General features: G+C 69.9%; 20 protein-coding genes and 1 tRNA gene. 3 read left to right on the top strand and 18 right to left on the bottom strand.

Features of this window, described 5'->3' with window-relative positions; all coding sequences use genetic code 11:
* Nucleotides 1-91: 91 nt before the first annotated feature.
* Nucleotides 92-1309: an acetyl-CoA C-acetyltransferase gene (locus AB0I59_RS10035; RefSeq protein WP_358131816.1), complete on the top strand. Its 1218-nt coding sequence runs from the start codon at nt 92-94 to the stop codon at nt 1307-1309.
* A gap of 64 nt (nt 1310-1373) precedes the next feature.
* Here the strand turns inward: AB0I59_RS10035 and AB0I59_RS10030 are convergent, their stop codons facing one another.
* The 5 genes from AB0I59_RS10030 to AB0I59_RS10010 form a co-directional block, all read right to left on the bottom strand.
* Nucleotides 1374-1784 carry a PPOX class F420-dependent oxidoreductase gene (locus tag AB0I59_RS10030; protein ID WP_358131814.1) on the bottom strand — a complete coding sequence of 137 codons (411 nt, stop codon included), beginning with the start codon at nt 1782-1784 and terminating at the stop codon, nt 1374-1376.
* A 48-nt stretch (nt 1785-1832) separates the two neighbouring features.
* Nucleotides 1833-2060, bottom strand: coding sequence for a DUF4287 domain-containing protein (locus AB0I59_RS10025; RefSeq protein ID WP_061258367.1), 228 nt, complete (start codon nt 2058-2060; stop codon nt 1833-1835).
* 108 nt (nt 2061-2168) lie between these two features.
* Nucleotides 2169-2957 carry a Bax inhibitor-1/YccA family protein gene (locus tag AB0I59_RS10020; protein WP_061258240.1) on the bottom strand — a complete coding sequence of 263 codons (789 nt, stop codon included), beginning with the start codon at nt 2955-2957 and terminating at the stop codon, nt 2169-2171.
* 152 nt (nt 2958-3109) lie between these two features.
* Nucleotides 3110-4360: an NAD(P)/FAD-dependent oxidoreductase gene (locus tag AB0I59_RS10015; RefSeq protein ID WP_358131812.1), complete on the bottom strand. Its 1251-nt coding sequence runs from the start codon at nt 4358-4360 to the stop codon at nt 3110-3112.
* Between the two features lie 98 nt (nt 4361-4458).
* Complete coding sequence (locus AB0I59_RS10010; protein ID WP_061258239.1) at nt 4459-5994, bottom strand: PucR family transcriptional regulator; 1536 nt, start codon at nt 5992-5994, stop codon at nt 4459-4461.
* Between the two features lie 164 nt (nt 5995-6158).
* Here AB0I59_RS10010 and AB0I59_RS10005 point away from each other — a divergent pair, with 164 nt between their 5' ends.
* Both AB0I59_RS10005 and AB0I59_RS10000 read left to right on the top strand, forming a co-directional pair.
* Complete coding sequence (locus tag AB0I59_RS10005) at nt 6159-6635, top strand: GreA/GreB family elongation factor (RefSeq protein WP_061258238.1); 477 nt, start codon at nt 6159-6161, stop codon at nt 6633-6635.
* A 96-nt stretch (nt 6636-6731) separates the two neighbouring features.
* On the top strand, nt 6732-7352 hold the full coding sequence (locus AB0I59_RS10000) for a pentapeptide repeat-containing protein (protein ID WP_061258237.1): 621 nt from the start codon (nt 6732-6734) through the stop codon (nt 7350-7352).
* Nucleotides 7353-7519: 167 nt separating this feature from the next.
* Here the strand turns inward: AB0I59_RS10000 and AB0I59_RS09995 are convergent, their stop codons facing one another.
* From AB0I59_RS09995 to mfd, 13 genes are all read right to left on the bottom strand, one after another.
* Nucleotides 7520-8170, bottom strand: coding sequence for a hypothetical protein (locus tag AB0I59_RS09995; protein ID WP_358131809.1), 651 nt, complete (start codon nt 8168-8170; stop codon nt 7520-7522).
* 1040 nt (nt 8171-9210) lie between these two features.
* Nucleotides 9211-9283: transfer RNA gene (locus AB0I59_RS09990), tRNA-Leu, on the bottom strand.
* 131 nt (nt 9284-9414) lie between these two features.
* Nucleotides 9415-10782 (bottom strand): NAD(P)/FAD-dependent oxidoreductase, encoded by a 1368-nt coding sequence (locus AB0I59_RS09985; RefSeq protein ID WP_061258236.1) that lies wholly within the window; start codon nt 10780-10782, stop codon nt 9415-9417.
* A 151-nt stretch (nt 10783-10933) separates the two neighbouring features.
* Complete coding sequence (locus AB0I59_RS09980) at nt 10934-11728, bottom strand: uracil-DNA glycosylase (protein ID WP_061258235.1); 795 nt, start codon at nt 11726-11728, stop codon at nt 10934-10936.
* Nucleotides 11729-11794: 66 nt separating this feature from the next.
* Nucleotides 11795-12859, bottom strand: coding sequence for an HAAS signaling domain-containing protein (locus tag AB0I59_RS09975; protein WP_358131807.1), 1065 nt, complete (start codon nt 12857-12859; stop codon nt 11795-11797).
* Entirely contained in the window at nt 12856-13185 is a 330-nt protein-coding gene (locus AB0I59_RS09970) for a PadR family transcriptional regulator (protein WP_061258233.1), read from the bottom strand. Before AB0I59_RS09970 ends, AB0I59_RS09975 begins: the two co-directional genes overlap by 4 nt.
* A gap of 71 nt (nt 13186-13256) precedes the next feature.
* On the bottom strand, nt 13257-14216 hold the full coding sequence (locus AB0I59_RS09965; protein ID WP_358131805.1) for a Ppx/GppA phosphatase family protein: 960 nt from the start codon (nt 14214-14216) through the stop codon (nt 13257-13259).
* A complete protein-coding gene (locus AB0I59_RS09960; protein ID WP_061258231.1) occupies nt 14213-14728 on the bottom strand; it encodes a DUF501 domain-containing protein in 516 nt (171 codons plus the stop codon). The genes AB0I59_RS09965 and AB0I59_RS09960 overlap by 4 nt, the downstream gene beginning before the upstream one ends.
* Before the next feature lie 12 nt (nt 14729-14740).
* A complete protein-coding gene (locus AB0I59_RS09955; RefSeq protein WP_061258230.1) occupies nt 14741-15139 on the bottom strand; it encodes an FtsB family cell division protein in 399 nt (132 codons plus the stop codon).
* Between the two features lie 43 nt (nt 15140-15182).
* Entirely contained in the window at nt 15183-16463 is a 1281-nt protein-coding gene (gene eno, locus AB0I59_RS09950) for a phosphopyruvate hydratase (protein WP_061258229.1), read from the bottom strand.
* Nucleotides 16464-16551: 88 nt separating this feature from the next.
* On the bottom strand, nt 16552-17511 hold the full coding sequence (locus AB0I59_RS09945; protein WP_358131802.1) for a nucleoside triphosphate pyrophosphohydrolase: 960 nt from the start codon (nt 17509-17511) through the stop codon (nt 16552-16554).
* 18 nt (nt 17512-17529) lie between these two features.
* On the bottom strand, nt 17530-18129 hold the full coding sequence (locus AB0I59_RS09940) for a hypothetical protein (protein ID WP_358131800.1): 600 nt from the start codon (nt 18127-18129) through the stop codon (nt 17530-17532).
* A 59-nt stretch (nt 18130-18188) separates the two neighbouring features.
* Nucleotides 18189-21674: a transcription-repair coupling factor gene (gene mfd, locus AB0I59_RS09935; RefSeq protein ID WP_358131798.1), complete on the bottom strand. Its 3486-nt coding sequence runs from the start codon at nt 21672-21674 to the stop codon at nt 18189-18191.
* Between the last annotated feature and the right edge of the window lie 40 nt (nt 21675-21714).

The raw sequence follows: 21714 nt of genomic DNA, 5'->3' as shown, positions 1-21714 counted from the left end.
TAGAAAGTTCTGTTTTGTGGCCCCCCGGGGATGGCGACCGCCGTACCCCGGGGTAACCTCCGCAGAAAAGGGATAAGGCAGGGAGAGCCACATGCCTGAGGCAGTCATCGTCGCGACGGCCCGCTCGCCGATCGGACGCGCTTTCAAGGGTTCGCTCAAGGACATCCGTCCCGACGACCTCACCGTCCAGATGATCAGCGCCGCGCTGGCCAAGGTCCCCCAGCTCGACCCGAACGACATCGACGACCTGATGCTCGGCTGCGGGCTTCCCGGCGGCGAGCAGGGCTTCAACATGGCGCGCGTCGTGTCGGTGTTGCTCGGGTTGGACGGCGTGCCGGGCACGACCGTCACCCGTTACTGCTCCTCGTCGCTGCAGACCACCCGGATGGCGCTGCACGCGATCAGGGCCGGCGAGGGCGACGTGTTCGTCTCGGCCGGCGTCGAGTGCGTCTCGCGGTTCGCCAAGGGCAACTCCGACTCGTTGCCCGACACGCAGAACCCGGTGTTCGGGGAGGCGCGCGAGCGTACCGCGAAGCTGGCCGAGGGCGGCCGAGACTGGCACGACCCTCGCGAGGACGGCACGGTGCCGGACATCTACATCGCGATGGGCCAGACCGCGGAGAACCTCGCCCGCCTCAAGGGCGTCTCCCGCCAGGAGCAGGACGAGTTCGGCGTCCGCTCGCAGAACCTCGCCGAGAAGGCCATCGCCAACGGCTTCTGGGAGAAGGACATCACCCCGGTGACCCTTCCCGACGGCACCGTGGTGAGCAAGGACGACGGGCCGCGCGCGGGCACCACCTACGAGGCGGTCTCGCAGCTGAAGCCGGTCTTCCGCCCCGACGGCACCGTCACGGCGGGCAACTGCTGCCCGCTGAACGACGGCGCCGCCGCGGTCGTCATCATGAGCGACACCAAGGCCGCGTCCCTGGGGATCACACCCCTCGCCCGGATCGTGTCCACCGGCGTCACCGGCCTGTCCCCCGAGATCATGGGATACGGCCCGGTCGAGGCGACCAAGCAGGCGCTCGCCCGCGCCGGCATGTCCATCGGCGACGTCGACCTCGTCGAGATCAACGAGGCCTTCGCCGCCCAGGTCATCCCGTCGTACCAGGACCTCGGCATCGACATCGACCGACTGAACGTGAACGGCGGCGCGATCGCCGTCGGCCACCCCTTCGGCATGACCGGCGCCCGCATCACCTCCACGCTGCTCAACAGCCTCCAGTTCCACGACAAGTCGATCGGCCTGGAGACCATGTGCGTCGGCGGCGGCCAGGGCATGGCCATGATCATCGAGCGGCTGAGCTAGGAGCAGGCGGCTGGGGAGTGTCCGACAGGCCGTGCGCAGCAGGGCTTGATCAGTCAGACACGACCTAACCCTGGAAGTCGGGACCGGCGCGGTCGATCGCGATCCGTATGATCACGCGCCGGTCCCGCACCATGGCGGCGCGGTAGTCGTCCCAGTCGGGATGCTCACCGCTGATGTCGCGGTAGTAGTCGACCAGCCGGTCCATCGCGTCCGGCAGTGAGATGATCTCGGCCGTGCCCTCGATCTGCACCCATTCGCCGTAGAAGGCGTCGGTCGTGACGGTGAGGAACACCTGAGGGTTGCGGCGGAGGTTGCGGGTCTTCACGGCCGTCTCACGGCTGCTGACGACGACGTATCCGTCGCGGTCGACACCGACGGTGACGGGAGACATCTGCGGCCGCCCGTCGGCGTGCCAGGTCAGCATGACCGCGCGGTGGTTGTTCCTAAGGAACGCGCGTGCCTTGTCCAAGTCCATGAAGACAATGATGCGCCCGCGCCGAGGACGGCGCGGGCGCGGATCAGATCAGAAGTGTCGGCCCCTGCGACGCCGCTCGTGCTCCAGGACGATGGCGACCGCGTAGCCGTGGGTGAGCCCGTGCTCGTCGGCGAGCCAGTTGGCCCGCTCATCACATCGTAGAAACGCCGGGCCGTTGTCGATTGTTCGGAACCACTCGGGGAGGGCGCGTCCGGTAATGGTGGGGACGCGAGCGATGATCTTGGTCTGTGTCTCCGGTGAGTGGTTCAACGTCATGAGCACCTCCACGGATAAGGCTCCTTTGCGCTCGACACTGCCTCACCCGTCCCGGCTTGACAAGCCCCCAACGGAAATCGTTTCGTTATGAAATGTTGATCATAAGGACTAGTCGCTGTCCGTGAAGTAGCTGATGAACCGGAGGATCTCCAGGTAGAGCCAAACCAGGCTCAGCGTCAGCCCGAAGGCCATCCGCCAGGCGTATCTCGCCGGGACGCCGGACCGGACACCGCTCTCGATCTCGTCGAAGTCGAGGAGCAGGAAGAAGCAGCCCAGCAGGATCATCGCGATGCTGAAGATCCAGCCGATCGGGTTGTCGGCCCGCAGACCGAGCCCGCCGTTCACGAAGAATCCGGCGATCCAGTTCACGAGCATGAGGCCGACCGCGGCCAGGGCGGCGCCGATGACGAACTTGGTGAACTTGGGCGTGGGCCTGAAGATCTTCAGCGTGTAGACCGCGAGCGTCCCGCCGAAGGCCAGCATCGTGCCGAGCACGGCCTGCAGGACGATGCCGTGGAAGACGTCGTCGTACACGTGGCTGAGCACGCCGATGGCCACGCCGTAGCAGAGGGCGTACCCGAGGATGAGCGCCGGGTTGGTGCTCTGCCGGAACGAGACGATCAGTCCGAGGATCAGGCCGACGATCATCGCGGGGGCCGCGACGGACCAGCTGAGGTCCAGGTACCACGCGACGGCCGCGGAGAGGAACAGCGTGCCGAAGGTCATGAAACCGCGTACGACGACGTCGTCGATCGTCATCGCGCGTTCCGCCGGAGGCGCGTAGGAGGGCGCGCCGTACATCTCGTTCAGTTGCTGGACACTCGGGGCCGGCCCGGACCATGCCTGCCGTCCCCCGGGAGCGCCCCGCTGACTGAAAATGGGGTTCTTGCTCTCCACCTCTGCCTCCGACTCTCCGATCAGCGTGCGACGCCCAGCATCTCAGCGGGGCGTTACGCCAGTCCACTGGCGTTTCCAACGATCGTCCCGTGGTCGGAGTTCCCCGCCGGAGTTCTCGTCGAACTCCGGCGGGTGCCCTGACTCTCCCGCGCTCAGCGGACGGGGCTGAAGGGGCGCAGCTCGGCGGGCTGCTTGCCCAGGACCATCTGCTCGGCGAGAAGCTGCCCGGTCACCGGGCCGAGGGTGACTCCCCACATGCCGTGGCCTCCGGCGATGTAGACGCCGGGCACCCGGGTGCCACCGATGAGCGGAAGGCCGTCGGGGGTAACGGGGCGGGGGCCGACCCAGGTGTCGGTCCGCTTCGTCCAGTCGACTCCCGTCAGCAGCGGCCGGCTTGCCTTGATGATCGAGGCGACCCGACCGGTGTCCAGCGGGTGGTCGGGCGAGCGGAACTCCATGGTCCCGGCCACCCGGAGCTGGCCCTGGTACGGCGTGCAGGCGACGCGAGTGGCGGGGAAGTAGATCGGGCACGGAACGGTCTGCTCGACCGGCACAGTGAACGAGTACCCACGGCCGGCGCGGACGGGGGTGCGGACCCCGAGCGGCCGGGCGAGCTCGTCCAGCCACGCTCCGGTCGCGATCACGACGGCGTCCGCGTGCTCCGGCTCACCCGCGTACGCCTCGACGGTGACACCGCGCGCGCCGTGGCGCAGGTTCCGCGCCGTGAAACCGGTACGGATCCGACCGCCGCGGGCGACCACGGCGTCCGCGAGCGACTGGGTGAAGGCGCCGGGGTCGATGTAGCGCTGGCCGTCCAGCCGGATCGCCAGCTCGACATTGGACGAGATCTGCGGGACCTCCGCGGCGATCTTGTCGCCGGGGATCTCCGTGAAGCTGATCTCCTGCCCGGAACGCAGGATCAGTTCCAGCTCGCGGCGCAGGTCGTCCGCCTGGCCGGCCTTCTCGAAGGCGGCCATGATCGGCGCCTCGATCGTCGGGGCCTCGACGCCGTTCGAGGTCAGGACGTCGAAGGCGTCCAGGCACTGGGCGTTGATCGGCCGGTACGCCTGCATGCCCCGCTGCCACTGGCGCATGGTGCAGTGGGTGGCGAACTTGGTGAGGAAGGACCACAGCCGCGGGTCCGGCTTGGTCGGAATGTACAACGGCGCGTCACGGTCGAGCAGCGAGCGCATGCCGTACCGCAGGACGCTGGGCTCGGGCAGTGGGATGGCGAGGCCAGGAGACAACCATCCGGCGTTGCCCCAGGACGCGCCGGCGGCCACGCCGGCCCGGTCGACCACTGTGACCTGCACTCCTCGCTCCTGGAGGAACCATGCCACCGACAGGCCGACCATCCCGGCCCCCACCACCACGACGCTGCGCGGTGACTTCTCCTCCGCCACGACTGCTCTCCCTTTCTTGAGACGTACACCACGAGCATGGCCGCGGAAGAAGGGGTGAGAGCTGCCAGATTCGGACAATGGATGACGAGCCGGTTGTTCTATTCGGACATCGCCGCGCCGACTTCCAATGCGATCATCATCGCCAGGCGCTTGCGCGGGTCGTCGAGCTCCAGCCGGGTGGCCTCGGACATCTTCCGCAGGCGGTACCGGACCGTGTTGGGGTGCACGGCCAGCCTGGCGGACGCCTCCCGGAGGTCGCCCTGCGCGCGCAGCAGGGCGCGCAGTGTCGGGACGTACTCGGTGCCGTGCTCGGCGTCGTGCCGGGCCAGATCCACGACCGGGCCGCTGGTCGGCATCCTTCCCGCCGCGGCCGCGCCGGCCAGGCGGCGCAGCAGGATGCGGTCCCAGACCGCGTCGTAGGTGACGGGGAGTTCCGTGTCCGGATCGGACATGTGGACCGCCAGGCTCTCGTCCGCCTCGCTCCGGCTGGCCGGCAGCTGGGACAGGTCCGCGGGACCGCCGATCCCGGCCCACAGCGTCGCGTCGGATGGGAGATCACGCGCCAGCGCCCGCACCCAGGCACGGGCCGCGTCCGCGTCCTTCCCGCCGGAGAGGACGGTGTACAGCACGTCGCCGACGAGGGCGCTGCGGCCGGGACGGGCCCAGGTGAAGCCGACGGTCGCGTGGCGTGCCGCGAGCAGCACCGCGTCCGCGCCTCCGTCGGCGCGCAGCGCGATGACCCGCAGGTCGGTCCCGGGCAATCCGAGCCGCAGCAGCGCGGCGGGGGCGTCGGCGGCGCCCTCGATCAGGCTCCGCACCAGATCGGCCTCGACCCGGCGTTCCAGATCGGCGCTCGCGCGACTGGTCAGCAGGTGGGTTGCCGCGACGCGGGCGCCGGCGACCAGCGCCGCGTTCTGCCCGGGGGAAAGCGGCTGGTCGACCTCCACCCACACCGAGCCGAGCAGTTCACGGCCCGCGCGCACCGCCACGACCACCCGCGCGGTCAGCTCGCTGCTGAGGGCGGGCACGAACAGCGGCTCGTCGGAGTCGTCCAGATGGGCGAACACGCCCTGGGTACGCAGCGCCGCCAGGGTCTCGTCCGGCACGCGACGGCCCAGGATGGTGAGCAGCCGCGCCTGGTCGACGTCCTGCTGGCGGTGGGAGTAGGCGAGCACCCGCGCCTGGACGTCCTCGATGGTCACCGACCCGTCGACGGCTCCCGCGATGGTGTCGGCGAGGTCGAACAACCCTCCCGGGGCCGCGGCCTTGGCCGCGGCGTGCTCGCCGAACACCAGCGTGTGGATCACCGCGACGAGTTGGCCCCACGAAACGCCGGGATCGACGAGCACCACCGGGGTTCCGGCCTCGCGGGCCGCGCGCGCGACGCCCTCGTCCAGGGAGAAGCGGCCGCGCAGCACCACGACGGCCGCGTCGCCGCGGCTCAGCAGCCCGGCCGCCCCGGCCGGGGTGTCGATCCCGACCCCGAGCATGACCTGGTCGTCCGCCGCCACCTGCGGGTCGGACGGGTCGTACAGGGCCAGACCGCGCAGCTTGGTGTCCCGGTCGACCGGGCCCCGGCACTCACAGGCGCCCAGGGTGCCGAGGATGTCCAGGAGCTGTCCCAGGACCACCATCGTTCACGCTCGCAGAGTCACCGGATGCCGACATTCACTTCAACGGTAGCCCAGGTTGCATCTTTCACTGGGTTGACAGGTAGATATAATTGCACTGGGCACAGTCCGTACCGGGCTGTGTCTTTGTGTTATGCGGACATGTTATGTGGACAAGGAGGCGTGACATGACCAACACGCAGCGGACATGGCTCACCCAGAACGCGTACGACCGGCTCCGAGAGGAACTGGCCGGGCTGCTCGCGCACCGCGCGGGCGAGGGCGACGGCGCCGCGCCGCACGACCCGGACAGCAACGAGGAGATCATGGGGCGGGAGCGCCGTCAGGCGCGCATCCACCAGCTCCAGGACCTGCTCAAGTCCGCGGTGGTCGGCGAGGACCCGCCGGACGACGGGGTCGCCGAGCCGGGCATGGTGCTGACCGTCCGCTACGACGGCGAGGACGAGACCGAGACCTTCCTCATGGGGCTCAGGGACGAGTCCGTGGATGGCGACATCCCGGTCTACTCCCCGAACTCCCCGCTCGGGACGGCGCTGACGGGGGCCAGGGAGGGCGAGCAGCGCACGTACGAGCTGCCCAACGGCCGGACGATGAGGGTGACGCTGGTGAAGGCGGTCCCCTACGGTCACCACACGTCTCACTGAAGGATCGTCACCGACGCCCCCGGGCCGCCCGCGAATTGTCGTACCCCGGGGGCAGAATCACGCGGGCCCACCGAACCCGACACCAGGAGACCCGCCGTGGCTGAACGCACGTACGGCAGGCCGGCAGCGCCGACCTCCAGCACCGTCCACGGCGCGGACTGGGACAGCGAGGACCTGTCGGGTCACGATCACAGCCAGGTCCTCTTCGTAGACCTCGACATGACGGAGGCGTTCGGCCACGGCGCCGTCTTCTCCGACTGCACCTTCCGCGGCGCCAGGTTCAACGCGTCGGCGCACTCCGACGCCGCCTTCACCAACTGCACGTTCGTCCGGTGCTCGTTCTTCGACTCCAGCTTCACCGGCTGCAAGATGGTGGGCAGCATGTTCGACGGCTGCACCTACGACCTGATGAAGGTCGACGGCGGCGACTGGTCGTTCGCCGGGCTCCCCGGCGCCGACCTGCGCGGCACCACCTTCACCGACGTCCGGATGCGCGAGGCCGACCTCACCGGCGCTCGGCTGGAGGGCGCGACCTTCCGCCGGGTCGATCTGTCCGGCTCGTGGTTGCGCGCCGCCGAACTGTCCCGCTGCGATCTCCGCGGAAGCGACCTTTCGTCCCTGGACCCGCTCACCGTCACGTTGAACGGCGCGGTGATCGACCTCCAGCAGGCCGTCCTGCTCGCCACCGCCCTGGGACTGGACGTCCGCACCGACTGACCAGGGCTTTCCCGGGCATGCGCATGGTGCCCCCGCGGAGCCCAATCGTCGGAGACCTCCGCCCCGGGACGGCGTCGCGCCGGGAAGCGCTCTCTCATCCCGGCGCGACGCGATCGACCTGCCGGTGACGGGGCCTCCGCCCGGAATCCCCGTACCGATGGGCAAGATCAGGCGAAGGCGCAGAAGGCCTGCGCGCGATAGATGGCAGCGACTGTCGGGTTCGGGTTGGTGGCCAGGGCGGTCCACTGCTGGCCCGAGACCACCCCGTTGTTGAAGAAGGCAGGTGCAGGGTTGAGCCCGACGGTCGAGAACACGTAGCCGCCGCCGGTCACCACCTTCCCCGCAGGGCAGGTCGCCACAGCTGCTGGACAAACCAGGGTGTTGGCGGGGCAGGTCACGTTAGCCCCGTTCACCACCTGGTATCCGGAGACTCCGGGCACGCCCTGCTGACCCGGTACGCCCTGCGGACCTTGGAGACCTTGTGGCCCCTGCGGTCCCGCGGGGCCTTGCGGGCCGCGCTCGCCGGGGATGCCGTGGATATTCACGTTGTTGCGGATATGCTGCGTCTGACGCTCGTGCTGGTGCTGCCTGGCCCGCTGGTGCTGCCGGTTTCTGTTCTTGTTCTTGTTCCGGTTACGGTTCTTGCCCGGGCCGATGAACAAAACGCTGACGTGGTGACCGGCGGCCGCACGGGCGGGAACGCCGCCTTCCACCGCGGCGCTCGCGGAAACAGCGGCGGCCGCGTTCAAAGCGATGGCACTGCCCGTCAGGATTGTGCCGATCACGAACAGCCTGGCGAAGTTACTTGACTTGAGCAAGTTGGTTCCTCTTGGGACGTGTTATCCGAGTCGGGAATTCCCGGCGCCGTGCGCGACTCCATCAGCCCATCGGGGAGCATTCCCGTGCCCCTCTGATCTCCCGGACCATCGGAAATAAACAGTGACCGGAAACGCTTTCCGGTCACTTTTAGTTTGTTTGAAGGCGACGGATAATTCGCTCCTCATTTCGACCGGTTATCGCCCGTGCCTCATTTGCAACACCGACACCCGGCTTTCAAGTACGCCTTTGACCGGCGAACGCCGCGCCATCGACGCATTCGCCTCCGCTCAGGAAATCGCCACCTCAGGCGGAATATAACCGGCACGGGTACCGAAGCGAATCCTCAGAGGGGATGTACGAACAGGGGATGACTCCTGACGGGTTGGGGGGCTGACAGCCCTGCCAAGTAGTCTCGGGTCGCCCCCGGATCGTGTTCGCGCCACTCGGAATCGCACCCCGATTCGCGTGAGACCCGTCCACCCGGTCGAACCCGCCCGCTTTCGCCGACAGAAGGTCGGCCGGTGGTCCTGTTATCGATGTATCCGTCCACGGACATGGCACCGCCGGGGGCGTAAGGGCGTTTCCCGTGAGGGGATCGTCCATTCCCTGTGGCTGGTGCCGAAATCATCTGGGTCAGGCCTGCGGGGAACCCCTTACCTGCGGGACGGCCCTCCACCTGTCGAGTGTGCCGAAATGGGCCGTCGACGCCCGGCGTCACAGCAAGGCGAGCCGCGGAAAGGCGCGCGGGGTTCGCGGGTTCGCGCGGCCTCGGCTTGTTGCGGCCCTCACCCTCGTGCACCACGCCATGCTGCGCCCGAGGACGCCGTCAAGCTCTGGGAAGACCGGCTCTACCGAACGGATGGGGGAACCGGTCGTTGAAGTGGCCAACCCCGCCCCCGGTGCGGCCTGGTCGAACAACGGCGAGCAGGACAACGTCCCGTAGCCGATCGGTCACATCCATAGCCGGCCGGACGGTACCGATCGATCCGTCACCGCATTCCCACAGGTCACAGGTTTGTTTTTGCGAGCATGCCTAAGGTGCCCCCGGTGGGACTCGAACCCACACCGGAGCCCTTTTAAGGGGCTTGCCTCTGCCATTGGGCTACGGGGGCGCCGCGATCATACGTCACGGATCGCTCATCTGTAACTGGTTGGACCTTACGCCGCTTCTCCTTCTTCCGGACACAGAAAGCCGTACGGCGCGTACCCCGGTCGAGGGGTACGCGCCGTACGACGGGCGGGTCTATTTCTTGCGCGTCGAGGCGGCCGCGGCCTTGAAGATGTCGCGCGGGTGCTCGATCTCGCCGAGCGACACCGTCTCCCTACGGAAGAAGAGCGACAGCGTCCAGTCGGCCACCACGCGGACCTTCCGGTTCATCGTGGGGACCCGGGACAGGTGGTAGGTCCGGTGCATGAACCATGCGGGGAATCCGCGCAGCTTGACGCCGTAGACGTTGGCGACACCCCGGTAGAGGCCGAGGCCGGCGACAGAACCGGCGTACCTGTGGCGGTAGTCCTTCAGCTGTCCGCCGCGCAGGTACGCGGTGATGTTGTCGCCGAGGACCTTCGACTGCCGTACGGCGTGCTGGGCGTTGGGCGCGCAGTACTGGCCCGCGTTCGTCATGTCGGGCACGCCCGCGACGTCACCGGCGGCGAAGGCGTCCTTGGTGGCGGCGACCGTCAGCCGGGTGGTGGTCTTGACCCGGCCGCGCTCGTCGAGCGGCAGGTCGCCGGAGTTGACGACCGGGGCCGACTTGACCCCGGCGGTCCACACGATCGTGGCGGACTCGAACTCGTCGCCGTCCGAGGTCTTGACCAGGCCGCCCTCGCACGACTGGAGGAACGTCTCCATCTTGAGCTCGATGCCGCGCTCGCGGAGCTGCTCGGCGGTCCACTGGCCCATCTCGGGGCCGACCTCGGGCAGGATCCGGTCCGAGGCCTCGATGAGGACCCAGCGCAGGTCCTTCTTCTCGATGCTCGGGTAGTACTTGATCGCGTCCTCGGTCATGTCCTCAAGCTCGGCGAGCGCCTCGATGCCCGCGAAACCGCCGCCGACCACGACGAAGGTGAGGGCGCGGCGGCGCACCTCCTCGTCCTCGCTGGACTCGGCGCGGTCGAGCAGCCCGATCACCCGGTTGCGCAGCGCGATGGCCTCACCGACGGTCTTGAACCCGATCGCGGCGTCCGCCAGGCCCGGGATGGGCAGCGTGCGCGAGATGGATCCGGCCGCCATGACGATGATGTCGTACTCGATCTCGCGGGACTGGCCCGTGCCCGGCTCGAACGTCACCGTCCTGGCCTCGTGGTGCACCTTGGAGACCTTGCCGTTGAGGATGCGTACCTTGGGCAGCACCCTGCGCAGCGGGGCGACGACGTGACGGGGAGAGATGTTCCCGGCCGCCGCCTCCGGCAGGAACGGCTGGTAGGTCATGTACGACTGGGGGTCGATGAGCGTGATCCGCACACTCCCCTCGCGCAGCTCCCGGCGGAGGTTGCGCTGGAGCCGAAGGCCCGTGTAAAGGCCCACGTATCCACCGCCGACGATGAGAATGTGCTTTGACTTGCGGTTCACCACGGGTGCCCTTCGTGTGTAGATCGCTTGTGAAAGCATTCACAAGGCTACGTCACGCCGCGCGGCTGATACCAATCCACCCCTGGAGAACTTGTCCTATATTTCCGATTTTGAGTAGATCGGGACCATCTTCCCCCGTGAAAATGACGCAAAGTTTCGGGCGTGACCGAGTTCACATTCGTGAAAGCCTTCACAAGGCCAGGGTGGCCGCCTGTGAGAACACCGCGTCCAGCATCTCCGCCGTGACCCGGCCGGTAAAGGTGTTCTGCTGGCTCGGGTGGTAGCAGCCCAGAAGGTGCACCGGACGCGACCCGTAGGAGACGGTGACCTCGCGCCCGTGACCGAACGGCGGCCGGCTGCGCGGCAGCTCGTATCCCGCCGCGCGCAGCGCCGGCCACATCGCCTGCCACGCGAACCCGCCCAGGGCCACGATCACCCGCGTGGACCCGGCGACGAGGGCCAACTCGCGGGCCAGCCACGGGGAGCAGGTGTCACGCTCCTGCGGTGTCGGCTTGTTGCCGGGAGGCGCGCACCGGACCGCGGCCATCACCCGCGCCCCGATCAGCCGCTGCCCGTCCTCCGCGTGTGTGCTGGTCTCCTGCGCGGCCAGCCCGGTCCGGTACAGCGAGGCGAACAACCAGTCGCCGCTGCGGTCCCCCGTGAAGATCCGGCCCGTACGGTTGCCTCCGTGGGCGGCCGGGGCCAGCCCGACGATCAGGACGCGCGGATCGTCGTCGCCCCATCCCGGCACCGGCCGGCCCCAGTAGGTCTGGTCGGCGAACGACTTCCTCTTGACGTCGGCGACCTCTTCCCGCCACTTCACCAGCGACGGGCAGGCACGGCACACCGACTCCCTGGCCACCAGTTCCGCGACCGTACGGCTCTCACCCGCGAGCCGTACGACCTCGGCGGCGTCGTGCGCGACCGGCGTATCCGGCCGGGCCAGGTCGCCCGGCCACCCGGATCCGGGAGGTACGAAGCTCATGTCATCGATCGTGCCAGCTTCCCGCCCGTGCTTCCGCCGTTCCCCCGGTCGGCGCCGCGCCCCCGGTCAGCGCCGAGCGGGGGACGGCCGGCCGGACGGCTCGGGAGAGCCGGACGGCTCAGCCGAGGCTGACGTCGAAGGCGAGGCCGAGTCCTCACCCTGCTGCGACGGCGAGGGCGAGGCGGAGTCATCGACCGGCTGCGACGGCTCGGCCGTGACCGACGGGATCTGCGCCGGGGGGTCGCAGGCGTAGGGCTGCCGGCGGCCGTTCTCGTCGAAGGCCTGCTCGTCGATCTCCCGCAGGTCCAGCGGATAGGCGTTGGCCATCGGCGGTTCCCCCACGCAGGGCCGGTACATCCGCTTGTCGTACATCTCCGGTTCGAGGACGAGCGGCCTGCCGTCCTGGTCGTAGAGCCGCACGTTCTTCAGGGCCGTGCCGTCCTCGGCGTACGGGAGGATGTTGTAGATCCCACCGCCGTCGAACGTGGCCACGTTCCTGACCTCCCTCGTCAGCGGCCCGCTCGCCTCGAACGTGGTCGAACTCTCGTACACCCCCGTGTGGTCCGCCGCGGCCATCCCCACGAGGACGGCCCACGCCGCCGCCGCGTTGGCCAGGATCAGCGGGAACCGCCTCCAGCCCACCCGAGAGCCCGCGACGGTACGCCGCCCGAGCCAGACGGAGGCCCAGACCATCATGAGGGTGAACACCCAGGCCACGGGGTCACCGGGGATCACTCCGCCCGGCCCGACGGCCGACAGCACGACCAGGGCCAGCGCGTACCCCCGCACCGCCCACCAGGCCGGCCGCAACTCGGGCAGGAAGGCGATGACCTGCCGGTACGGCGTGAGCCGCAGCAGCCGGGCGTGCGCCGTACCGGCCAGGGCGCCGGCCCGGTCGGCGACGCGGGTCCGCGGCCGTGCGGGGCGGCCCCCGTAGGCGGCCCGCAACTCGGCCGCGTACGCCGCTGGAGAACCGAGCCGCTCCTCCAGCGGCACGTCCGATTCCGCCGCCACCTCGGCCAGATGATCGTCGAGGTCCTCGATCAGCTCGTCCCTGTCCTTCGCGGGCAGGTCGGCGAGCTCCGCGCGCACGGCGCGGGCGTACTCGTGCGGATCCATCGGGGGGGTCATCCCGCACCAACCTCCTTGAGCAGGCCGTCCATGGTGGAGGCGAAGGACGTCCAGGTCCTCGCCGAGTCGGAGAGAAGCGATCGGCCCACGTCGTTCAGGCCGTAGTACTTGCGGTGCGGCCCCTCGTCGGAGGCCACCACGTAGGAGGTGAGTGCCCCGGCCTTGAACAACCGGCGCAGCGTGCCGTACACCGACGCGTCGCCGACATCGTCGAGCCCGGCCTCGCGCAGGCGGCGCACGACGTCGTATCCGTAGCTGTCCTGGCCGTCGAGCACCGCGAGCACGGCCAGGTCGAGGACGCCCTTGAGTAGCTGGCTACTGTCCACGCACCGCACAGTACTGTGCAATGCGTAATAGTGGCAACAGCAGGACCACGAAGAGCCCTGCGACGAGGCGATCAGACGAGCGACCAGGCGATGCCGTCGAGGATGTCGTGCTCGCTGACGACGACCTCGGCGAAGCCGTACCTGCGCACGATGCGGTCCAGGATGAGCGCTCCCGCGGCGATGACGTCGACCCGGCCCGGATGCATCACCGGGATGGCGGCGCGCTCCTCGTGCGTCGACGCGAGCAGCCGCGCCGAGACCTCGTGCACCGTCCCGGCCGGTATCCGCGAGTGGTGGATCAGCGTGGAGTCGTATTCCGGCAGGCCGAGGGCGATGCCCGCGACCGTGGTGACGGAACCGGCCAGCCCGACCAGGCTGCGCGCCTCCCGGACCGGGACGGCCTCCTCGACCAGGTCCATCGCGGCCTCGATGTCGGCGATCGTCGCCTCCACCGCGCGCTCCTCCGGCGGGTCCCGGCGGATGTGGCGCTCGGTCAGCCGCACGCACCCGATGTCCACCGACAGCGCGCCGTCGACGGTGTCCGTCCCCACGACGAACTCCGTCGAGCCGCCGCCGATGTCCACGACGAGGTAGGGCGCCTCGGGGCCGAGCGCGGCCAGGCCGCGCGTCGCGCCGGTGAAGGACAACCGGGCCTCCTCGGCGCCGGTCACCACCTCGGGGTCGACACCGAAGATCTCGCGGACCCCGGCCACGAACTCCTCGCGGTTGGAGGCGTCCCGCGTCGCGCTGGTCGCCACGACCCGGACCGGCATGACGTCGGCGGGACGCGCGCCGGGCCCGCCCCCGCCGTGCTCCACGATCAGCTTCGCGTAGCCGCGCATGGCCGTGAAGGTGCGCTCCAGCGCCTCGGGCGCGAGCCTGCCGGTGCGGTCCACCCCCTGGCCGAGCCGGACGATCTCCATCCGGCGCTCGACGTCGACCGGCTCGCCACGCTCGGGATCGTCCGGGAGGTCGGCGATGAGCAGCCGGACGGAGTTCGTCCCGCAGTCGATCGCGGCGACCCGGGTCATGCCCGCTCCTCCGCGCACGGCCCCACGCAGGGCCCGTCCGCCCACCAGTCGGGGAGGGCGTCCAGCGCCTCCCGCCCGAACGGGTTGGCCCCCGGCACGGCCAACTCGTGGCCCACCAGGGCGTGCAGGCACTTGACCCGCTCCGGCATGCCTCCGGCACTCTGCATGTCCCGCGGCAGGGGCGCGAGGCCGTCCTCCTCCGCCGCCTTGTCCCGGCGCGTGACGTAGTCGTCGTGCGCCGCGCGGTAGGCCGCGGCGAGCTCGGGATCCTCGGCCAGCCTGGCCTTCATCTCCCGCATCAGGCCGGACGACTCCAGCGTGCCGATCGCGGAGGCGGCCCTGGGGCAGGTCAGGTAGAACAGCGTCGGGAACGGCGAGCCGTCGGGCAGCCGGGGCGACGTCTCCACCACGTCGGGCAGGCCGCAGGGACACCGGTGCGCCACCGCGCGCACCCCGCGCGGCGGGCGCCCGAGCTGCGCCTGTACGGCCGCCAGATCGGCCGGATCAACCACCCTCGAACTCCTTCACGAAGCGGCCTTCTGGCCGTCGCCCGCGTCCGCCGCCTGGACGGACTGCCAGAGTGTCACGTACCACGGGGCGGTTCCGGACTTCTTCGCCTCGGCCTTCACCGTGACCGCCTTGTCCTTGCCGTCGAGCAGGACGTAGCACTTGGCGTCGGGCTCGCAGTAGTGCAGCCGCTTCTTCGCGAGCTGCTTGATGTAATCGGGGTCCTCCAGCTTCCTGCGCTGGTCCTCGAGATTGCGCAGGTGCTGGAGGGCCTGTGCCTGCTCCTGTTCGAGCTCGGCGATCTGCCGCCGCTGGGCGATGTACTCACGGAAGGGGTAGGCCAGGCTCATCGCGATCGCGCACACGACGACCGCGAGGATCGCCGCGCGTCCCGTCAGCTGCGGCCGCTTCGCCAACTCCAACCACCTCCCGAACGCCCGAGCGGGGCATCGTCACAAACTAGCCCCGGAACCGGGGGAACGCGCCCCGGCCCGCGTAACGGGCGGCGTCGTCGAGCAGCTCCTCGATGCGCAGGAGCTGGTTGTACTTCGCGACACGGTCGGATCGGGCCGGCGCGCCGGTCTTGATCTGGCCGCAGTTGGTCGCGACGGCCAGGTCGGCGATCGTGGTGTCCTCCGTCTCGCCGGAGCGGTGGCTCATCATGCAGCGGTAACCGCTGCGGTGGGCGAGCTCGACCGCGTCGAGGGTCTCGGACAGGGTGCCGATCTGGTTGACCTTGACCAGCAGGGCGTTCGCCGCGCCGTCGCGGATGCCGCGCTCCAGCCGCTCCGGGTTGGTGACGAACAGGTCGTCGCCGACGAGCTGGACCCGGTTGCCGAGGGCGGCGGTGATGGCCTGCCAGCCCTCCCAGTCCTCCTCGTTCAGCGGGTCCTCGATGGAGACCAGCGGGTAGGAGCGGACGAGGTCCTCGTAGAAGGCGATCAGCTCGGCGGCGGACAGGCCCTTGCCGTCGATCGTGTAGACGCCGTCCTTGTGGAACTCGGAGGCGGCCACGTCGAGCGCGAGGGCGATGTCCTCGCCGGGGGTGTACCCCGCCTTCTCGATGGCCACGAGGATCAGGTCGAGCGCGTCGCGGTTGGACGGGAGGCTCGGCGCGAAGCCGCCCTCGTCGCCCAGGCCCGTGGCGTAGCCCTTCTCCTTCAGCACGCTCTTGAGCGAGTGGTAGGTCTCGGTGCCCATGCGCACGGCGTCGGAGAACGTCTCGGCGCCGATCGGCGCGATCATGAACTCCTGGATGTCGACGTTGGTGTCGGCGTGCGCGCCGCCGTTCAGGATGTTCATCATCGGCACGGGCAGGATGTGCGCGTTCGGGCCGCCGACGTAACGGAACAGCGGCAGGTCGGCACTGTCGGCCGCGGCCTTCGCCACGGCGAGCGAGACGCCGAGGATCGCGTTGGCGCCGAGCCTGGCCTTGTTGGGCGTGGCGTCCAAGTCGATCATCGTCTGGTCGATCAGTCGCTGCTCCTCGGCGTCGAAGCCGATGATCTCGTCGGCGATCTCGTCCGTCACGCCGAGGACGGCCTTCTCGACACCCTTGCCGAGGTATCGCCTCTTGTCGCCGTCACGCAGCTCGACAGCCTCGAACTGGCCCGTCGAGGCGCCGCTCGGGACCGCGGCGCGGCCGGTGCTGTGGTCGTCGAGCAGGACTTCGACCTCGACCGTGGGGTTGCCACGGGAGTCCAGGATCTCGCGGGCGGTAACGGCCTCGATGGCAGCCACGGATCGCTCCTAGCAAAGTCGCGGGCAGTTTGCCTCACGAGCCTATCGGCCCCTACTACCCGGTACGGCTACCGCCCTGTTCGTCCCGTCATGCGCGGGTCTCCCACTCCTCCACCCGGGAGCGGTACGCGCGGGCCGCCGCCCGCAGCTCGGCCTCCGGGTCCAGGCCGCGCTCCGCCGCCAGCCGTACGAGCTCGAAGAGCCGCGCGCCGAGCTCGGAGGGAAGATCCCCGGCCAGCTCGGCGGGGGCACCGGCACGCTCCGCGCGGCGCAGCAGCTGGGCGGCCAGGGACAGCGCGGGCTGGCCCATGGGCACACCCGCCACAGCCGACTCCGGCGCTCCCTTGGCCGCCCGCTCGGCGGCCTTGATGGTCTCCCAGTTGTCGCTGACCTCGCCGGCCCCCGACACGCTCGTGCTGGCGAAGACGTGGGGGTGACGGCGGACCAGTTTCTCGACGATGCCGGCCGCGACGTCGTCGATGTCGAACCCGTCGTCCTCCGGCGGCCGCTCCTGCGCGACGCGGGAGTGGAACATCACCTGGAGCAGCAGGTCGCCGAGCTCCTCGCGGAGCGCCGCCCGGTCGCCCTCCTCGATCGTCTCCAGGACCTCGTAGGACTCCTCGACGAGGTAGGGCACCAACGACTCGTGGGTCTGCTCGCGATCCCAGGGGCACTCGCGCCGCAGCCGGTCCATGACCCGGACGAGATCGAGCAGCCTGGCGCCCGGCAGGTCGTAGGACCCGGGGAGCACCTCGATCACCGGAGGGTCCTCAAGGGTGATCGCCGCCTGCCCCAGCGCCCGCATGAACGCCTCCTCGCCGTCCTGCGCGGCCAGCCAGACGATCGTGTCCGTACGGCCTTCGCGGGCGAGGGCGGCGGGGTCGGGTGTCACCGTCTCGACCTCGATCCCCGCCTCGGCGAGGAAGGGCAGGTAGGGGTGGTCGGCCGAGGCGGTGCGGACGGGGTGCCGGCCGAGCGCCGCCCACGCCTGGCCGGTCAGCAGCCCCGGGGCGACCCGGGGCGACGTCGTCAGGATGATCAGCGCCATGCCGAGGAGAACACCGGCCTACTGGGCGGCGACGGCGCCGAAGCGGTCGTCGGCGACGAAGCCCTGCTGCGGGTCGAACTTGCCGTACCTCGGGCTGAAGGTGACCGGGACGGCGGCGTCCGCCTCCTGGCCGACCTTGACCAGCGCGGCCTGGACGCTCTGCTCGTCGTTGCCCGCGCCCGCCTGCGCCATCAGCTTCTGCTGGACGAGAACCGCCCGGATGGTGTCCCGGCCCATGGAGCGCGGAATGCCGCCGGACAGCAGCATCTCGTCGACCTTCGCCTGGCCGCCGCGCGCGGCGACGAAGCCGTCGATCTCGCTCTCGGCGACGGTGACGCCCTTGCGCCGCGCGAGCTCGGCGTACTGCCGCGCGTTGGCCGTGTTGTACAGGATGAGCTGCGGAACCGACATGCTCAGGTTGAGCTGGTCCTCCGCCATCTTGCGGGAGGCGAGGTCGGCGCGGAACTCGCGAACCTTCGCGTCCAGATCACTGGAGGAGATGCGCTCCTTGCCCACGATGGCTGCGGCACCGGCCTGGACGGGCCCGCAGGCGCTCAACGCGAGACCGGCGACCGCCAGCCCCGCGGCCACGGCGACCCGCACTCGATACGACTTCACGAACGATCCCTCCGACGACGCAGGTCAGGCAATTGTGCCGATTCTCACAGATCCGCGGGTCACTGTACCCGCAGGGGCTCGAGGAACATGGCCTCGACCAGGTCACCGCACCATTTGAGCAGGTCCAGATCCCGCAGCGGCTGCCCGCCGATCGGCTTGGTCTTGGGCACCGGAACCAGCAGGGTCTCCGTCGCCTGCTTGACGATCGACTTCGGATAGAGGCGCTGGAGCCGTACCTGCTGGGAGTCCTTCAGGACCACCGGGGCGAACCTGATCTGCTGGCCCTGCAGGGTGACGTCGGTGAGCCCGGCCTTGCGCGCCCGGATCCGGAAGCGGGCCACCTCCAGCAGGTTGTCGACCTCCTGCGGCGGCCGGCCGTACCGGTCGGTGAGCTCGTCACGCACGGCGGCGATGTCGTCCTCGGAGCCGATCGCGGCGATCCGCTTGTACGCCTCAAGGCGCAGCCGCTCGGACGTCACGTAGCCGTGCGGCACATGCGCGTTGATCGGCAGCTCGACCTTGACGTCCGGGCGCTCCTCCACCTCGGCCTGGCCGGAGAGCTTGGACTTCTGCTCCTGCACGGCCTCGGCCATCATCCGGACGTACAGGTCGAACCCGACGCCGGCGATGAAGCCGGACTGCTCCGCGCCGAGGATGTTGCCCGCGCCCCGGATCTCCAGGTCCTTCATCGCGACGTACATGCCGGCGCCCATCTCGGTGTGCTGGGCGATCGTGGCCAGCCGCTCATGGGCGGTCTCGGTCAGCGGCGACTCCGGCGGGTAGAGGAAGTAGGCGTAGCCGCGCTCGCGGCCCCGGCCCACCCGGCCGCGGAGCTGGTGGAGCTGCGACAGGCCGTAGCTGTCCGCCCGGTCCACGATCAGCGTGTTGGCGTTGGGCACGTCCAGCCCGGACTCGACGATCGTGGTGCAGACGAGGACGTCGAAGTTGCGCTCCCAGAAGTCCACCATGATCTTTTCGAGCTGCTGCTCGTTCATCTGGCCGTGGGCCACCGCGACGCGCGCCTCGGGGACCAGCTCGTGCAGCCGCGCGGCCACCTTGTCGATGCTGCGCACCCGGTTGTGCACGAAGAACGTCTGGCCGTCGCGCATCAGCTCACGCCGGATCGCCGCCGCGATCTGCTTCTCGTCGTACGGCCCGACGAACGTCAGGATCGGATGCCGCTCCTCCGGCGGGGTGAGGATCGTGGACATCTCGCGGATGCCGGTGAGCCCCATCTCCAGGGTCCGCGGGATCGGCGTGGCGGACATGGCGAGCACGTCCACCTGCGTCCGCATGTGCTTCATCGCCTCCTTGTGCTCGACGCCGAACCGCTGCTCCTCGTCCACGATGATCAGGCCCAGGTCCTTGAACCTGACCTCCGGGGAGAGCAGCCGGTGGGTGCCGATCACCACGTCGACGCCGCCGACCTTGAGACCTTCGATGGTCTCCTTGACCTCGCCGTCGGTCTGGAAGCGGGAGACGGGCTTCACCGTGACGGGGAAGCTCGCGAAACGCTCGCCGAAGGTGGACAGGTGCTGCTGGACGAGCAGCGTCGTCGGGACCAGCACCGCGACCTGCTTGCCGTCCTGCACGGCCTTGAACGCCGCGCGCACCGCGATCTCGGTCTTGCCGTAGCCGACGTCGCCGCAGATCAGCCGGTCCATCGGGACCGGGCGCTCCATGTCGCGCTTGACCTCGTCGATCGCCTCAAGCTGGTCGCCGGTCTCGGCGTAGGGGAAGGCGTCCTCCATCTCGCGCTGCCACGGGCTGTCGGCGGCGAAGGCGTGGCCCGGCGAGGCCATCCGTGCGGAGTAGAGGCGGATCAGCTCGCCCGCGATCTCCTTGACGGCCTTCCTGGCCTTGGTCTTGGCCTTGGCCCAGTCGGCGCCACCCATGCGGTTCAGGGTCGGTGACTCGCCGCCGACGTACCTGGTGACCTCGTCGAGCTGGTCGGTCGGGACGTAGAGCCGGTCGCCCTTGGCGTACTCGATCACGAGGTATTCGCGGGTGGCGCCCTGGATCGTCCGCTGGACCATCTCGACATAGCGGCCGACGCCGTGCTGCTCGTGCACCACGTGGTCGCCGACCTTGAGCTGGAGCGGGTCCACCATGTTGCGCCGGCGCGAGGGGAGCCGCCGCATGTCCTTGGTCGAGGCCTTCTGGCCGACCAGGTCCAGGTGGGTCAGCACGGCCACCGCGTCGGTCACGAACCCGTGCTCGACCCGACCGGTCGTGACCTGGACGACGTCGCGGGCGGGCGGGGCGTCCAGGGAGGGCACCAGGCGTGCCGCCACGTCCACACCCTTGAGCAGTTCCACCATGCGCTCGGCCGGGCCGTGCCCCTCGCTGAGGAGCACCACGGCCTTGCCGGCGCCCAGCCACCCCTTGATGTCGGCCAGCGCGCGCTGGGTGTCGCCGCGGTACGCCTCGACGTCCTGCGCGCCGACCTCCACGCCGTCCCCGAACGGAGCGATGCTCCACCACGGCTGGCCCAGCTCCCTGGCGTGCTCCTGGATCTCCTCGAGCGTGCGGAAGGCGGCCGCCGCGAGGTCGATCGGGGCCTCGCCGCCGGCCGCCGCGGTGATCCAGGACGCCTCGAGGAACTCCTGACTGGTGTGGACCAGCTCGACGGCCCGGCCCCGGATGCGCTCGGGATCGCAGACGAACACCGCCGACCTGACCGGCATGTGGTCGACGAGGAGGTCCATGCCGCCGGCCAGCACCGGGGCGAACGCCTCCATGCCCTCGACCGGCACTCCCTCGGCCAGCTGATCGAGGACGTCCTTCAGCGCCGGATGCTCGTCCGCCAGCTCGCGGGCGCGCTGCCGTACGTCGGAGGTGAGGAGCAGCTCGCGGCACGGCGGGGCGAACACGCCGTCCTGCGCCACCTCCAGGGAGCGCTGGTCCGCCACCCTGAACCAGCGGATCTCCTCGACCGTGTCGCCCCAGAACTCCAGCCGGAGCGGGTGCTCCTCGGTCGGGGGGAAGACGTCGAGCAGGCCGCCGCGTACGGCGACCTCGCCGCGCTTCTCCACCATGTCGACGCGGTGGTAGCCGTTCTCCACGAGCCTGGCCACGACCTCGTCGAGCTCGGCGTCCTCACCCGCGCGCAGCCGTACCGGCGACAGGTCGCCGAGCCCGGACACGATCGGCTGCAACAGGGAACGGACCGGCGCCACGACGACGCGCAACGGCCCGGCGCTCGGGTCGCCCTGCACCGGGTGGGCCAGGCGGCGCAGTACGGCGAGGCGCTGGCCGACGGTGTCGCTGCGCGGCGACAACCGCTCGTGCGGGAGGGTCTCCCAGGCGGGGAAGACCGCCACCGACGTCTCGTCGAGCAGGCTCGTCAGGGCGGCGGCCAGGTCCTCGGCCTCCCGGCCCGTGGCCGTCACGGCGAGCACCGGCCGGGCGCGCGAAAGCGCCGCGACGGCGAGTGGCCGCAGCGCGGCGGGCGCGATCAGATCGGCGCCGAGGTCGGACTGGTCGAGCGCCGCCGCCAGGGTCGGTTCCGCGGCGACCAGATCGAGCAAGCCGGAAAGTGACATAAAAGCCCCACGATGGCACGGGTCAAACCCCCGGTCGGTG

This window comes from Microtetraspora glauca, from assembly GCF_040656155.1.
GTDB classification, from domain to species: Bacteria; Actinomycetota; Actinomycetes; order Streptosporangiales; family Streptosporangiaceae; genus Microtetraspora; species Microtetraspora glauca.
This window is presented reverse-complemented; position numbering and strand designations above follow the sequence as displayed.